Origin of the sequence: Okeania sp. KiyG1 (genome assembly GCF_014132355.1) — a bacterium.
In the GTDB taxonomy this organism is placed as follows: domain Bacteria; phylum Cyanobacteriota; class Cyanobacteriia; order Cyanobacteriales; family Microcoleaceae; genus Okeania.
In genome coordinates, this window is sequence record NZ_BLZO01000180.1 from 26,091 (window position 1) to 41,127 (window position 15,037).

Sequence of the window (15,037 nt, forward strand, 5' to 3'; positions counted from 1 at the left end):
TATTTAATCTAGTTTCATTTGATTTTGCCCCTTCAAGATTGTAACCTCCACTTTTACAATCTTTGAACATGGCCTCAATTCCCATTCTGTGACTATATACTTTATTAATTTTCTGTATCGGAAGATAAATTACTAATATAGAGCGATCGCTTCCAATTTCAACTATAGGTAAAGAACGAGTTGTTTAGAACTTATGCGGACGATAAACCGTAAGACAGGGAAATGTTTTTCTGACTGTTCCCTGTTACCTGCTATATTACTGTTTCACTTCTTTCACCCCATCCTTAACATAACTTGCCTTACCATTACCATTGCCATTTCCGTTTCCGTTAGTATAACCATTACCATTGCCATTTCCGTTTCCATTAGAAAAACCATTCATCTCATAACCCCCTGCCAACTCTTCAGCAGATTTATGAAATAAACGTGACTGTAAACCCTTCGCCATCACATAAAATATCGGCACCACATACAAACTCAAAATTGTAGAAACCAACATACCACCCATAACCGACATCCCAATTGAAACCCGACTAGCAGCACCTGCACCAGAAGCAAAAGCTAATGGCATTACCCCGAAAATGGTAGAAAACGCCGTCATTAAAATTGGACGAAACCGCAAACGGGATGCCTCAACTACCGCCTTAGTAATAGACATACCATCTGCCAACAACTGGTTAGCAAACTCCACAATCAAAATAGAATTTTTCGTTGCCAAACCAATCAACATAATTAACCCAATTCGACTATAAACATTCACTTCCAACTGCGCCAACCACAACGCTCCAAAAGCACCCAACAAAGATAACGGTACTGCCAACAAAATCACCACCGGGTCAATATAACTCTCAAATTGAGCTGCCAAAGTCAAGAAAATAAAGATCATTGCCAAGCCAAAAATAAACGCCGTCGCTTCACCAGCATCTCGAAACTGCGCTGAATCACCTTTTAAATCAGTTCGCATACTAGCAGGTAAAACCCGGTCTGCCAAATCGTCTAACGCTTGTAACGCCTCACCCAAGCTCACCCCTGGAGCAGGACTTCCTTGAATAGTTGCCGAACGAAATCTATTAAAATGATTAATCTGAGGAGGAGTGGTTGTCGTACTTACCTTCACCACATTACTCAAAGGTATCATTACTCCTGACTCAGTCCGTACATACAAATCATCAATATTTTGTAAACTATTACGAAACTGTTCTTCAGCTCGCACAATTACATCATAACGTTGATTTCCTTGGTTAAAGTTAGTAATATCCTCCCCTCCCATCATTATTTGCAATGTTCTGGCAATATCCTGCACCGACACACCTAAATTAGATGCCTGAGCACGGTCAATTTCTACCGATATCTCCGGTTTATTAATCTTCAAATCTGTATCAATATTATTCAACTGGGGTAACTGTTGCGCTTCACTGGTAAATTCTTCAGATACTCGCGCTAATTCTTCTAAATCATTTCCTTGCAAGACAAATTCTACTGGTTGACTACGACCTCTACCAGGTAATGAACCGGGGTTAATGGGAAATACTCGTCCATCAGTAATGGGAGCAAAAGCTCCAAACAACCGTTTAACAATTTCTTGTTGTGCTTCCTCTGGTTTCTTGCGTTCTGACCATGGTTTGAGGTTGGTGAAAGCAAAAGCTCGGTTAGCTTGGGCAGAACGACCAAATCCAACAATACTGAAATAACCTCTCATTTCGGGTACTTGAGAGAGTTTATCTTCCACTTGACGCATCACGTTATCGGTATATTGAACACTTACACCTTCTGGTGCAGAAACAGATACAAATACCCGCCCCCGGTCTTCTGTTGGTAAAAATCCTTGGGGTAGTTGTTGAAATAACCAAAAGATTAACCAGAAAGATAGGACAAATCCTAAAATTATTAATGGCTTCATTCTCATCAACAGACGCAATGACCAATCATATATTGCTGAGATGCGACCTAGAGCATAATCAAATAAATCTAGGGGAAGAGCAACCACGCGGGAAAGGAAATTTTTATGTTCTTTGGACTCATGTCTTTTTAATATTCGCCCGGATAATGGTGGTGCTAAAGTCAAAGCAACGAAGGTGGATAATACTACTGAGACGGCAATAGTTAGAGCAAATTCATTAAATATTTGCCCTGTAGAACCTCCAGAAAATCCGACTGGTAAGAATACGGCAATTAATACAACGGTGGTGGCAATGACGGCAAATACTACTTCTCCTACTCCTAACATGGCTGCTTGCATGGGAGTTTTGCCTTCTTCTTGAATATATCGAACTATATTTTCTAAGACAACAATGGTGTCATCTACTACTAAACCTGTTGATAATGTGAGAGCAAATAGGGTGAGGGTGTTGATGGAAAATCCCATGAAATACATTACCCCAAAGGCACCAATGAGAGAAACGGGAATGGTGATGGTGGGAATGAGAGTTGCTCTCCAGTCTCGCAGAAATGCATAGATAACTAGGACAACTAAACAAATTGCTAAAAATAAGCTTTTCCAAACTTCTTTGATAGCAGCTTCCACAAATGTTGAGTAGTCAACGCTGATGTAATATTCCATTCCTTCGGGGAAGTCTTTGGATAATTCTTCCATCCTGGTTTTAACGCCGTTGGCAACTTCTATGATATTTGCCCCGGATAGTTTACTGATACCAAGACCTACTGCTGGTTTACCATTATAACGAGCAAGGGTGCGATCGCTCTCTGCTCCAATTTCTGCTCTACCAATGTCTGTTAGTCTGGTGAGGGAATTATCATCATTTCGTCTGATGATCAGATTTTGATATTCTTCTGTAGTTTGCAGACGACCAAAAGTCCGAATTGGGTATTCGGTTGATTTCCCTTCTATTCTCCCACTGGGAATTTCTACGTTTTGTCGTCTGAGTGCTTGCTCTACATCTAATGCCGTAATATTTCGGGCAGCCATTTTTTGGGGGTCTAACCATAGACGCATAGCGTAGCGACGTTCGCCACCGATAAAAATACTACCTACTCCGTTGACAGTTTCTAAGACATTTTTGATGAATTTATCGGCGTAGTTGCTTAACTCTAAGGAGGAGTATTTTTCTCCAGTTAAAGCAAGCCATATAATACGTTCATCATCGCTACTTCGTTTAGAAACTACTGGCGCATCAACTTCATCGGGCAGTCTTCTCATAGCCCGGGAAACTCGACTACGAACGTCTTGAGCTGCTGCTTCTAGGTCGCGTTCGAGTTCAAATTCAACATTTATGGAACTTGAACCTTCCCTGGTGCTGGAGGTTAGAGTTTTGACTCCTTCAACACCGTTAATTTCTGCTTCGAGAATTTCTGTTACTTCTGTTTCTACTACTTCTGGGTTAGCTCCTGGGTAGCTAGTTTGTACGCTAACTACTGGAGGCTCAATAGTCGGAAATTCTTGCACTGGTAGACGAGTGTAACCTACTAATCCGATTAGGATAATTAGCAGGGAACAGACTGAGGCAAATACTGGTTTTTTGATGAAAAAATTGGTAAACATTAATTCTCAAGTCAAAAGTCAAAAGTTAAAAGTCAAAAGTAAGAAATTTACTATAATTAAGTGGGAAAATCTGATTACATCTTACAGCCTTTTTTGAAGTCAAAAGTCAAAAGTAAGAAATTTACTATAATTAAGTGGGAAAATCTGATTACATCTTACAGCCTTTTTTGAAGTCAAAAGTCAAAAGTAAGAAATTTACTATAATCTAAGTGGGAAAATCTGATGCTATCTTAACTGCTAATATTAAATCCGCTTGCTTTAAAGTGTACAATAACCTGGGTTTGTGGGAGGTAGATTTTAGTATTATCAGGTATTTCAAACAGGGAGGTCATACCTTAAGGTTTGACAGAAGCTCAACTTGCTAATAAAATGGCAAATGAAAAATTAAGGACTACTTCATATTTCACTACTCGTGTAACAGTTGAAGAAGCGATCGCTGAGACCATAATTGCCAATTGCAGCTTCAAAGTTGTCAAAAAGGCTGCTGAATAATCTTGTTTTGCTCTTATCTAAATGGAGATTTATTAAATGACGACAGACCAATATAATATTAATGATTTAATACAAAATTACTTCCATCTCGTTGAAAGAGCACTAGAAAATGAAAGTATAAAAAAATTAATAGAAGAAACTCGCGAAGCAATTGACTATTTGCGTGAAAAGTTAAAAATAGCAGGAGAAAAAGGATGTGATTTTATTGCAATAAACTTCGTAGAAACTCTTTTTAATCCTTCTCTTAATGACGAATAAATGGATGCACTCCTGAAGTTTATTAATATCTTTAATGTCACTATTTGGAAGGGATTCTGCCTAACATTAGTCATTATTTCTGGTTTACTAATAGGTTTTGGAGGAGGAGTTAGTGGTTTACTACTTATAGCGGTCGAATTAATGTGGTGTGGTAAAGTAGCTGGAATAGGTTGCATGGGAATTGGTCATCTATTAGAAAAAGATGCTGTTCCTGACGACATTAAACTAATATTAATGATATGGTCAGGAGCAGCTACAGCAACTGATTCAGTTTCAGATGGTCAAGTAGCAATAGCTAGAGATACTGATGTTTCCTGTAAGAAGATTGATCTTGAAAGCACAGCAAGTTTTGTTCAAGTAAAAGTTGAAACAAAAATTGGTACTAAAGCTGCAGTAAAAGTATTGAGTAAATTAGGAGGAAAACTAATTCTAAAAAAGGAATACTTAAAGTAGGAACGAAAATGGGTGCAAAAATTGCACATCTTGCATCAAGTGTAGCAATATCTAAAATACTTACTAAATTAACGGCAAAGCTAGGACCGATGATGATTCCTATTGTTGGAGGTATTGCTTGTGCAAGTGTTAATTTATGGTTAATAAGAGGTGTTCTTCAGTCTGCGGATAAGTTTTATCGCCACAATTACGTTGTCTTGAACGATGAAGTTGCTAAAGAGTTAGATTTATTTGATATGTCTGTCGGTCTATTAACTGGTCTATTAACTGACTATCTAATTGAAGGTTGGAACAGTGAAGACTTTGATAATTTTGATAATATAGATGAAGACTTTGATAATACTAAGTGATAGTATACTGCGACTGAGTTAGGGTTTCTGGGTATGGGGTGTACGGGACGATAGCTTGCTACATTACCTCTGGTGGGAGTAGAGTTATTGGCGAATCACAAGTTTTACCCCCATTACCTTTGAGCTTACTTGAAGAGGCGTTGCACCGTTGTCGGACAACAGGTCGTAGTCAGATATATGCTTGGTTAATTAGCCAAATTCAGAATCTTAATAATTAGACCTCTCTGCTATATTAGTCTATAGCTAGCAATTTATAATTATTTATGAAAGAAATAATCAACAATATTTTAACTCACCTGGGTGAAGTAAAACTACCTAGTCCGTCATATTTTGAGACCTTAAAAACTTACACTGTCAAAAAAGTATCAGATGCCGACACTTTTGATGTTATTTCTGATGAAGATAACCAGGAAATGACTGTGCGTTTTGTTTATATTGATACTCCAGAAACTCCTAAAGGTTGGGGAGATTCACAGGTGGAGAAAATGAATCGTAAAAATGAAAATCAAATATATCGTAGTCAATTTGAATGGGGAGAAAAAGGCAAAGAGCGACTCCAAGAATTAGTTGAAAAAAGTGGTAATAAAGTCAAAGTTAAAGTTACTGGAGAAGAAAAACGACCAGGGCGATCGCCACGTTGTTTTGGTGAAGTTTATTTATTAGATGGTACTTTTGTACAATACATTTTAGTGCAGGAAGGCTTGAGTCGAATTTATTATGATTATATTAGCGAATGTCCAAGAGATACTGCAATAATGTTGTTATTAGCAGAAGCGGATGCTCAGATAAATCAACGTGGAATATGGCAAGAATCTCAGTCAGAATTTATTCCACCTTGGGTGTTTCGTTCCCTGAAGAAAAAACAAAGGTCTTTTCTGAAAGATATGAGTCAAGACTTGAAAGAAGGTGCAATTACTGAAGCTGATTTTGAAGCTAAATTTAAACTCAAATTACAGGAGCAAAATCAGATTTTATTAACTCTTTTTGAAGACTTGAAAAATGGTGTTATTACTCAGCCTGAATTTGAAGATAAAGTTCAAGAACAAGCTAACAATTTATTTGCAAAATAATTAATTTGTAAGAATTCAGCTATTAGCAGTCAGCTATCAGCTTTTTAAAGAATCAAGCAAAGACTGAGGTTAGCTGACAGAAATATTTCATTTCCTGTGGAATGCTGCGCAAACATAACTTTTAATTGACCTTGACTACTAATTCCTTCTTCCAAGATAATGAGTTAATAACTCATAGCTGATAGCTGATAGCTGATGGCTGAATGCTTACATTACTGACCGATAATACTGCCATAAAACTGGAGCGTAATTTTGCTCACACCTGTGATATCGGCGTCGGGATTTCGACTCGACTCAAATACTAGCGTCCAATAGGTAAAAACTGGCGGTTCAAAATAGGCGTATTGGAACTCGTTAACCGTGTTATTCCTAACAATTGCAGTTCCTACACTCCCATCATCAAAGTACCAATCTATATCTTTAGGGGGCGGTGTCGGATCTGATTCCTCAGCCACTTGATATTCAAAGGGTAAATCTAACGGTTCTCCTGTAAAGTGATAATCGTTCTCCTCAAAGCGATCGTCATAGTTTTCTCCCTGGGTTTGTATCTTCAGATAAACCGCTTTATTCGATCCATGAAATGTTACTCCCTCCAGCCAAACCCGGATTTCTTTAATCCGCACGCGATCGTAATTAGAAAAAGCAGGATCGGCTAGCAAAATCGGCACTGTAACTCTTGTCGTCTCCTGAAAAGATTTTAAATCTTCCGAGGAGATAATCTCATAAGTCTTGCCATCGAGTTCTGTCGGTACTTTGGGTTTAAACCGTTCCAAAGCATTCTCGTAATCGAGTTCTATTTTAGCCAGATCGTCCTTTAAATAGGCTACGCTTTTCGTCATTGATGGCTGTATCAAAGAATCATGCAACGACCAAAAATGATAGGCCCAGGTGTAGTTTCCGACAGTGATAAACAGCCAGCGCTTGATATTCAAATAGCGATCATAAAACACCTGCATCATTTCTGCGTTCGCTCGTTCGTAATCTTCAAGTTCCTGGACGTAATCCCAAATCCGTTCGTCTTGAAGCTCGACTGCTAGCTTTTGCAATCTCAGTTGCGCTATTTCTTGACTAATCGGAATCATATCTCGTTTTTTCTCTGCTAGGGACTGCCCGTAGAGAACCAAAATGTCCAAAGCTAGCAAATACTCTCGCGCTCCACTAATTCCCAGATCGATCGGATCTTGCAATTGGCTTGTAGCTTCTAGCTGGAACTGCGGCCAATAGACTGAAGCCACCAAGTCCCAATTTTCATCATCGGGATAGGAAAACTCAATCTGATTCAATTCTCGAATCAAGGATTTTGACTCCTCTAAATCCTTCGATGCTTCCTCAACAGTGAGTGAAAAATCATAGACTGTGTACAATGCCTCTGTGATATCTTTGATATTGCTCATAATCCCTCCCAGTCGGGAGCCAGCTTCGGCAGCACTTTTAGCGGCATTGCCAGCCCTGAGACCTGCTGTAGGATCGCCGATAAACAAACCACCTATCGCTAGTCCAAAATCAAAAATGGCAGTGATAATCTTAAATGCTTGCTGTTTCTTTTGGTCGTATTCCCATTCTAGCAAGCCGTGCTTAAAGTCAATTTGAGCTAGGTCAACCCTGAGAGTCTGTCGATCTAATTTTTTCTGGAGAACTTCTACGGCTACTTGAGCTTGTAATAGGTTTTGTCGATTCTGTATAATCAGGCGATCAAGAAATACTGCTTTGTCCTGTGCGTACAGGCGTTGCAGTTCTTGTTCTGCTTGGCGAAGATTAATATCCTGATTGATGTCACTCAAACGGATATATTGCTCCTCGTAAGCAGCTGCTGCTCGCACAAATACCTCTGCTTGTCGCGCATAAATATCTCTACTCAAGAAGGGAACAAACGTGACATCCTCACTAGCTGTTTGTAGCATTGCTAGCAAGGACGAGCTTTGGAGAAACATATCAATCGCTCTGTCCCATTCCCCCGTGCTGCCCTTGGTCCATTCCAACATTGAGGTGGCTAGGGCGGGGTTGCGATCGAAAAACAAGGTGGCAAACTGGAAAATCGCACCTAGAGACAAATAAAAATCGGGGTTGTCACCGATTGTCAGATCGTCGAGCCAATAAATTGGGATCTGTCGCGATTCCCCTCCAGAGGTACAAAAAATGGTAACGCCTTTCTGTCGATTGTCTTCAAAATCTCGCAGGATGTAGGTTTTAGATTTATCGGCTTCCTCGAACTCCGCCACAACCTTGAGATAACCCAAAATTTCATTAGTAAAAATTCTGAAAGTTGCCTGCTGTGTTGTCCGATAGTCCAACCAAATATTAGAGCCTATACCAACTTCAATCCGCCGAGCGGCAATCTGAATATAAATGTCTAAGCGATCGGACATGTAATTATCTGGAAATCGCACCACATCGGCATAGATAAATAAAGCATTAATACCTTCTGCTATCCAGTCTGCTAGCTGTTCCATCAGGTCGCGGAAATCGACTCTCAAGTCTGTAGACTGTAAGTTAGCATGTTGCAAGTTCGCTCCTACCATATTTGCATTGAAAAGATTAGCTTTATAGAGATTGGCATTTGGCATGAACGCCGAAGGCAAGACAGCATCTCGGAGATTGGCATTCTGGAAGTTGGCATTTTGGAGCCTACTGGTAGATATAGACGCTCCTTCTAGTTGAGCCTCTTGGAGATTAGCTTCATATAGATTGGCCTGGTACAGGCGGGCGTTTTGTAGATCTGCCTTCACCAGGGTAGTATAGGCCAATTGAGTACCTCTCAATTGTACCTCTGAAAGGGTGGCTAGGGATAAATCTGCTCTCTCAAGGTCAGCTTCATCAAGATTTGCTCCTTGAAAATTCGCTTGTTGGGCGATCGCTTGTCTGAGGTTTGCCCGTAGCAGGTTAGATCCTTGCAAATTTGCTCGGTATAGATTGGCTTTTTCTAGGTTAGCATCAGACAGACGAGTGTTTCGCAGATTCGCCTCTGTCAGGTTGGTGTCTTTGAGGATAGAAAGTTCCAGCTGTGCATCTTCTAGATCGGCTTTTGGTAACAAGGCATCTTGAAGATTGGCTCGAAAAAACTGGGATCTTGGCAGCAAGGCATTTTCTAGGACAGATCTTGACAGATCGGCACGTCTTAGGTCGGCATCTGCTAGATAGGCTCCTTTGACATCCTCCCCGGCCTGAAGGCACGGGGATTCCTACCGAGCCTAAGCTCCTCGGTGGGTTGACGTTTCACAGGCTGCTGCTGCCTTGGCGGTAGTCTTACGCTTGCCTCCACGTCCGTTTAATGTCTCGGACTGCCCGCCCGCGACTAATATATTTATTGCTGCATTCTCGTCTCTATCGTGTTTGCTGCCACAGTTTAGACACTCCCATTCTCGCACCTTCAGGTCTAGCTTCCCACCTTTAAAGCCACAATTTGAGCAAATTTGGGATGTTGGCTCCCAACGACTAATTACTCTAAAATCACGACCATATTTTTCTGCTTTTCCTTCTAAGAATGTCCGGAATTGTCTCCAACCTAAATCGGATATAGCCCTGGATAATTTACGGTTTTTAAGCATTCCAGAAACGTTTAAATCTTCTAAAACAATTGTTTGGTTTTCACGAATTATTTCAGTAGATAATTTATGTAGAAAATCTGTCCTTGTATCTTTCAGTTTGGCATGGAATTTAGCTACTCTAACCCTGGCTTTTTCATACCTTTTAGAGCCTTTAGTTTTATGAGATAATGACTTACTTAACTTTCTTAATTTCTTAATTCGTTTCTTTAGTGGCTTAGGAGCATCAACCTTTGTACCGTCACTAAATGTAGCAAAGGTTTTAATACCTAAATTTATGCCTACTGAATTATCAGTTTTAGGTAAGATTTCTGTTTGTATTTCTACTACAAAACTCAAGAAATATCTATGAGCTGAATCTTTGATTACTGTTACTGATGATGGAGCAGTAGGTAATTCTCTTGACCATACAATTTTCAGCTTTCCAATTTTAGCTAAATAGACTTTGTGTTGACCAACTTTAAACCCTCCCTTTGTAAACCTAGCAGTTTGCTTTGACTTTCTACTTTTAAATTTAGGAGGTTTAATAGGTCTACCTTTCTGTTGACCTTTTGTCGATTTGAAAAAATTTTGGTAAGCCTGGTTTAAGTCATTCAATGATTGCTGCAATGGTATGTTAGAAACCTCTGACAACCATTCTCTTTCTTCAGTCTTTTTCGCTTGAGTAATAAAAAGCTTTTGTAGTTCTGAATTAGTAGATTTCTTTTCTCCTGATTTATACCTCTGTTGGCAGAAAGCTAGACTATCATTCACTCGCCACACGGACACAGCCAAATAGCTTGGCTAATCGGTATTTTTGTCCCGGTTTTGGATATATACGGTACTTAAATCTAGCTTTCATAACTTGACTTTCAAACTAACAACACGATAACATATTTATTGAAAAAATCAACTAAAAAGTCGCCCTAGAAGGGCGAGGCTTGAGACCCATTTTTTCGGTCAGCGCGTTCGAGTTTAGCTTCTTGCAGGTAGACCTTATGGAGATTAGCATATTCTAACAAAGCTGCTGTGAGGTTAGCCTCTTGGATTCTAGCTCCTTGTAAGTTAGCCTCGGAACCTACAGATCCCTGTAAGTTGGCTCCTTGCAAGTTGGCTCCTTGCCAAGTAGCTCTATTGAATAATGCCTCTTGGAGATTAGCTTCTTGCATTTGCGCGCCTGAAAGTTCGGTGTCTGACAGATCAGCTCCACTCAGGTCACAACCGGGACAAATCCTGGTAGATAGTAATTGCTCCAGATCGGCGGGGTCGTAAGCATAGGCTGGGGGAACAGCTAGAAACAGCACTAGCACCAAAGCAATGCTAGCCGCAAAAATAGATTTATGCCACTTTTTGTACATCGGAGGTTCCTTTGACTCGACAAAGTAAAAAGTACCATACAATTGGGGAAATTTCTGAATCGTGTAAAATACTTTATTAGTCTTAAGGTTTAGTCAGGCCCACCGACTGTACTACTGTGTACCCTATGTCCAAGTCACACATCGCTTTCAACCATACTTGGATCTCTTTATAACTGGAAAATCCTTGTGCATCTTTCAATTCTTCTTGTAGTTTAGGTTCAAAGGAAATCCAGTACCAATAACATTTGCTTTTCTCTCATTAGCACTGGTAATTAAAACAATAGATTTTTCTAGCTGTCTACTCATATAATCAATATTTACCCACCTTACTAGCACGTTTAGACTAAAGTTATGGGTGAAAACCCCCTTTCCCGCCTTACTAAGCAGAAAGGCAAGGGTAGGTTGTTTAACCTACATTTTTAATCTAGACGAGCTACTACTATTTTTTCAACTGTTGACTTCTGCAAAGCTAAATAGTTAGGTCAGTAATTTTTGAGAATTAGATGTACCTAATTTTCGGATTTTTCTGGTCAGTTGTAAAGTTACTAATGTCAAGACACTCCACTGACCAATAATTGCCATTAAAATTGATGCGATCGCTGGATAATTTAAGTCAATGGAGAGCCAAGGAAAAGTTGAAAATAGCCATAAATTTGAGTGACTATGACTATAAGGTGAAATTGACAGTAAGAATAAAGCAATAGGTGGCAAAGAAATTAAGCCACCTAATATTCCTACTGCCCAAATGACTGGCTTTTTGACTTTCATCAACAATACAAATTGAGCGATCGCTGCATAAATTAAAATTATATTTAGGCTCAGAATTAAAGTTAAAATAGCTCGTAATTTAATTTCATTGTCATGCCAAAGTAAAATCCATGAACTCCAAATTAAACCAGTAATAACTAAGTTAATTCCAATCGCCACTAAAGCCGGACTTTTTCACCCAAAATTAAATCTTGCTTTAAACTAATAGCTGAACCTTTGACAATTGCAGTTTCATCATTATTAATTTGTTGATATCTATATCTTGCCCAATCTTGCACACTTTGTCGTTGAGGTGATAATGAAGCAATGACTAACAAAAACCAGAATAAGTTAATAGTGCAGAAGAAAATCAGCAATTCCCGGAAAATGTAGGTGGATTTTTCGTCAATGCCAATATTTATTAATAAGAACAACGGCAGTAGATAAAGATGGAAACATCCCATTAACCAATAGCTTTGTTCTTTACTAATAATTGTGGAATTAGGATTTCTATAACGACGATTTACAGCTTTCCAAATCCAGTAGCTTCCCAAAATTAAACCTAAAATAATTATGGCACCTACTATTAGTAAATCTCTTATTCCATCAGTACCAATAAGAGCGTGAGCCTCATCAGTATATGCTTGAATAATACCTATAATAGGAAACAAAAATATTCCGGTTATCGCTGCAATTAACCAAGCTTGAGTAACTCCTAAAAAGGCAAAAAATAGTGAGGCATTGTAGAGAAAATAACAAACTGTAATTAAAACTCCATAAAATCCAAATAACCAAGATAAAGACAAACCAGATGAAATATTAGCCCACAACTGTAAAGGCAAAGAAATAGCGACTGCTAGGTAAATTAAAATTGGTACTCCTAATAGTTTGCCGAGCAAAATTTTCTGACTAGATTGAGGACTGAGGCGAATAAAATTGAGAGTACCAAGACGTTTTTCTTTGGCTAGATCTGCTACTAACATATAGACACCCCCAACTAACATCACAGCCAAAAATATCCAACTCAAAGTTTTGAATATATCTAGCCACCAATATGACCAGTCAATATCAGTACAATATTTTCCTACTCTTATACAATATCGGTTATAGAGAACAACATCTGCACCATATTTTTTGGGAAGCATTTCTAGAAAAGTTATCATTATCAGAAATTGGCATAGGAGAGATGCAAATATAGCGATCGCTACATTTCTGACTTTGAGGCGACCCTTAATTTCTCTGAATAACTGCGGGTTCCAATTCAATAAATTGATTAATGGTTTAGATGGCATAATTAATTTCTCCAATTATTAAGATAGTAGGGGAGCAGGGGAGCGGGGGAGTAGGGGAGCGGGGAGTAGGGAAAATAGAAAGATTTACTGTTGAAGCAAGAGGATCAGGACTTACGCACTCGCCCCCCTAACCCCCCAAATCTGGGGGGAACCAGATTTACTCCCCCCAAGGTTGGGGGGTTGGGGGGGCAAAATGATGGTATGTGCCTAAGTTCTAATTACTAATATTCATAAATCAATATTTGCTCACCCTGGTACTTTTTGAGTTTTGAATTCCACAAAGATGAATAGTTATGTCAGTAATTTTTGTGAATTAGATTCACCCAATTTTCTGATTTTTCGAGTCAGTTGTAAAGTTACTAATGTGAAGACACTCCACTGACCAATAATTGTAATTAACATGGGTGTTATTAATTGGTAATTATATGGAAAAGAAAGCCAAGGAAAAGTTGAAAGTAACCACAGATTAGGATGGTTTTCAGGTGTAATTGAAAATAATAATAAAGCAATAGGTGGTAAAGTAATCAAACCACCTAATATTCCTATTGCCCAAATGGTAGGCTTTTGAACTTTCATCAATAATACAAATTGAGCGATCGCTGCATAAATCAAGATTAAATTTAGACTCAGAATTAAGGTCAAAATAGCTGGTAGTTTAATTTGATTTTCACTCTTTAACAAAATCCATGACATCCAAATTACAGCAGTCATAACTAGGTTGATTCCTATCGCTACTAAAGCCGGACTTTTTTCACCCAAAATTAAATCTTGCTTTAAACTAATAGATAATCCTTTGACAATTGCAGTTTCATCATTATTAACTTGTTGATGTCTATATCTTGCCCAATCTTGAATATTTTGTCGCTGAGGTGATAATGAAGCAATGACTAATAAAAACCATATTAAGTTAATAGTAAACAAGAAAAACATTGATTTCTCTAAATCAACAAAATCACTTGATTCTTTACCGAATAATTAAGAATTAAATAATTAAATAATTAAATAATTTAGGTTTAAAGCCTCCCCTTTCAAGGGGAAACAAGAAAAATTTTCCTTTTATTCAATCCTCTTCCTTTTAGGGAGAGGTAATTATCAATTATCCATTATCAATTATCAATTATTGAACTGGATATTCTAGAAAAAACAGTAGCAAATAAATCTGGAAACATCCCATTAACCAATAACTTTGTTTTTTACTAATAACTGTAGCACTAGGATTTTTGTAAAGACGATTTACAGCTTTCCAAGTCCAGTAACTCCCCAAAATAAAGCCGAAAACTATTAGACTGATAATTATTTGATACTTAATGTTAGTTATCAAAAAAGTCATCTATATAGTCATCACTAATAGCTATAACAATAAACCCAAATATCCCGACAATCGTAGTAGCTAGCCAAGCTTGAGTACCTCCTAAAAAAACAAAAATGAGTGAGGCATTGTAGAAAAAACAACAAGCTGTAATTACAACTCCATAAAATCCAAAAAACCAAGATAAAGATAAGCCTGATGAAATAATAGCCCACAAATGTAAAGGTAGAGAAATAGCTATTGCTAGGTAAATTAAAATTGGTACTCCTAATAGTTTACCGAGCAAAATATTATGACTAGGTTTGGGGGTGAGACAAATAAAATTGAGGGTACCAAGACGTTTTTCTTTCCCTAAATCAGCTACTAACATATAGATACCGCCAAGTAACATTAAAGCCAACAAAATCCAACTAAAAGTTTTAGATACATCTAGCCACCAAGTTGACCAGTCAATAGCAATACAATTATAATAATCTTCTGGTATTCTTATACAATATTTGTTATGGCTAAGAACATTTTCGCCATGTTTTTCAGGAAGGTTTGCTAGAAAAACCATCATTACTATGAATTGGCACAGGAGAGATGCAGAAATGGCGATCGCTACATTTCTGGTTTTGAGCCGACCTTTAATTTCTCGGAATAATTGAGGATTCCAATTGAATAAATTGACGAATGGTTTTGATAACAT

At 38.3% G+C, this 15,037-nt stretch carries 16 protein-coding genes and 1 pseudogene; 6 read left to right on the plus strand and 11 right to left on the minus strand.

Translation table 11 applies throughout. From position 1 onward, the window contains the following. Nucleotides 1–256 precede the first annotated feature (256 nt). On the minus strand, nt 257–3,499 hold the full coding sequence (locus SAGCYANO_RS39210; protein WP_202224964.1) for an efflux RND transporter permease subunit: 3,243 nt from the start codon (nt 3,497–3,499) through the stop codon (nt 257–259). Nucleotides 3,500–3,841: 342 nt separating this feature from the next. Here SAGCYANO_RS39210 and SAGCYANO_RS39215 point away from each other — a divergent pair, with 342 nt between their 5' ends. From SAGCYANO_RS39215 to SAGCYANO_RS39240, 6 genes are read left to right on the plus strand one after another with little or no spacing between them, the layout of a single operon-like run. Then, nucleotides 3,842–3,991, plus strand: coding sequence for a hypothetical protein (locus tag SAGCYANO_RS39215; protein WP_202224965.1), 150 nt, complete (start codon nt 3,842–3,844; stop codon nt 3,989–3,991). A gap of 36 nt (nt 3,992–4,027) precedes the next feature. After that, complete coding sequence (locus tag SAGCYANO_RS39220) at nt 4,028–4,249, plus strand: hypothetical protein (protein WP_202224966.1); 222 nt, start codon at nt 4,028–4,030, stop codon at nt 4,247–4,249. Further along, nucleotides 4,250–4,702, plus strand: coding sequence for a hypothetical protein (locus SAGCYANO_RS39225; protein ID WP_202224967.1), 453 nt, complete (start codon nt 4,250–4,252; stop codon nt 4,700–4,702). An 8-nt stretch (nt 4,703–4,710) separates the two neighbouring features. Then, entirely contained in the window at nt 4,711–5,052 is a 342-nt protein-coding gene (locus SAGCYANO_RS39230; protein WP_202224968.1) for a hypothetical protein, read from the plus strand. 38 nt (nt 5,053–5,090) lie between these two features. Continuing rightward, entirely contained in the window at nt 5,091–5,270 is a 180-nt protein-coding gene (locus SAGCYANO_RS39235; RefSeq protein ID WP_202224969.1) for a hypothetical protein, read from the plus strand. A 45-nt stretch (nt 5,271–5,315) separates the two neighbouring features. Further along, nucleotides 5,316–6,122, plus strand: a complete 807-nt coding sequence (locus SAGCYANO_RS39240) for a thermonuclease family protein (RefSeq protein WP_202224970.1) — start codon at nt 5,316–5,318, stop codon at nt 6,120–6,122. A 212-nt stretch (nt 6,123–6,334) separates the two neighbouring features. Here SAGCYANO_RS39240 and SAGCYANO_RS39245 read toward each other — a convergent pair whose 3' ends face one another. From SAGCYANO_RS39245 to SAGCYANO_RS39280, 10 genes and pseudogenes are all read right to left on the minus strand, one after another. Continuing rightward, entirely contained in the window at nt 6,335–8,686 is a 2,352-nt protein-coding gene (locus SAGCYANO_RS39245; protein ID WP_375340084.1) for a pentapeptide repeat-containing protein, read from the minus strand. Beyond that, a pseudogene (locus SAGCYANO_RS51115) lies at nt 8,666–9,259 on the minus strand (pentapeptide repeat-containing protein); the annotation flags it as partial. The pseudogene SAGCYANO_RS51115 and the gene SAGCYANO_RS39245, both read right to left, overlap by 21 nt. 51 nt (nt 9,260–9,310) lie before the next feature. Next, the gene (locus tag SAGCYANO_RS39250; RefSeq protein ID WP_307786299.1) at nt 9,311–10,417 is read right to left on the minus strand and encodes an RNA-guided endonuclease TnpB family protein; all 1,107 of its coding nucleotides are present in this window, start codon (nt 10,415–10,417) and stop codon (nt 9,311–9,313) included. Next, entirely contained in the window at nt 10,410–10,505 is a 96-nt protein-coding gene (locus tag SAGCYANO_RS49770; RefSeq protein WP_307786300.1) for a helix-turn-helix domain-containing protein, read from the minus strand. Before SAGCYANO_RS49770 ends, SAGCYANO_RS39250 begins: the two co-directional genes overlap by 8 nt. Before the next feature lie 64 nt (nt 10,506–10,569). Next, a complete protein-coding gene (locus SAGCYANO_RS39255) occupies nt 10,570–11,043 on the minus strand; it encodes a pentapeptide repeat-containing protein (RefSeq protein ID WP_237397130.1) in 474 nt (157 codons plus the stop codon). A gap of 435 nt (nt 11,044–11,478) precedes the next feature. Next, complete coding sequence (locus tag SAGCYANO_RS39260) at nt 11,479–11,928, minus strand: hypothetical protein (RefSeq protein WP_202224973.1); 450 nt, start codon at nt 11,926–11,928, stop codon at nt 11,479–11,481. Beyond that, nucleotides 11,928–13,040 carry a hypothetical protein gene (locus tag SAGCYANO_RS39265; RefSeq protein ID WP_202224974.1) on the minus strand — a complete coding sequence of 371 codons (1,113 nt, stop codon included), beginning with the start codon at nt 13,038–13,040 and terminating at the stop codon, nt 11,928–11,930. Before SAGCYANO_RS39265 ends, SAGCYANO_RS39260 begins: the two co-directional genes overlap by 1 nt. A gap of 291 nt (nt 13,041–13,331) precedes the next feature. Continuing rightward, complete coding sequence (locus SAGCYANO_RS39270; RefSeq protein WP_202224975.1) at nt 13,332–13,970, minus strand: hypothetical protein; 639 nt, start codon at nt 13,968–13,970, stop codon at nt 13,332–13,334. A gap of 187 nt (nt 13,971–14,157) precedes the next feature. Continuing rightward, nucleotides 14,158–14,361, minus strand: coding sequence for a hypothetical protein (locus SAGCYANO_RS39275; RefSeq protein WP_202224976.1), 204 nt, complete (start codon nt 14,359–14,361; stop codon nt 14,158–14,160). Then, nucleotides 14,351–15,037, minus strand: coding sequence for a hypothetical protein (locus SAGCYANO_RS39280; RefSeq protein ID WP_202224977.1), 687 nt, complete (start codon nt 15,035–15,037; stop codon nt 14,351–14,353). The genes SAGCYANO_RS39275 and SAGCYANO_RS39280 overlap by 11 nt, the downstream gene beginning before the upstream one ends.

Coding starts and splice junctions, on each gene's coding strand:
- SAGCYANO_RS39210 (WP_202224964.1), bottom strand. CDS start 3,499: ATGTTTACCAATTTTTTCATCAAAAAACCAGTATTTGCCTCAGTCTGT.
- SAGCYANO_RS39220 (WP_202224966.1), top strand. CDS start 4,028: ATGACGACAGACCAATATAATATTAATGATTTAATACAAAATTACTTC.
- SAGCYANO_RS39225 (WP_202224967.1), top strand. CDS start 4,250: ATGGATGCACTCCTGAAGTTTATTAATATCTTTAATGTCACTATTTGG.
- SAGCYANO_RS39230 (WP_202224968.1), top strand. CDS start 4,711: ATGGGTGCAAAAATTGCACATCTTGCATCAAGTGTAGCAATATCTAAA.
- SAGCYANO_RS39240 (WP_202224970.1), top strand. CDS start 5,316: ATGAAAGAAATAATCAACAATATTTTAACTCACCTGGGTGAAGTAAAA.
- SAGCYANO_RS39245 (WP_375340084.1), bottom strand. CDS start 8,686: ATGCCAAATGCCAATCTCTATAAAGCTAATCTTTTCAATGCAAATATG.
- SAGCYANO_RS49770 (WP_307786300.1), bottom strand. CDS start 10,505: ATGAAAGCTAGATTTAAGTACCGTATATATCCAAAACCGGGACAAAAA.
- SAGCYANO_RS39265 (WP_202224974.1), bottom strand. CDS start 13,040: ATGCCATCTAAACCATTAATCAATTTATTGAATTGGAACCCGCAGTTA.
- SAGCYANO_RS39270 (WP_202224975.1), bottom strand. CDS start 13,970: ATGTTTTTCTTGTTTACTATTAACTTAATATGGTTTTTATTAGTCATT.
- SAGCYANO_RS39280 (WP_202224977.1), bottom strand. CDS start 15,037: ATGTTATCAAAACCATTCGTCAATTTATTCAATTGGAATCCTCAATTA.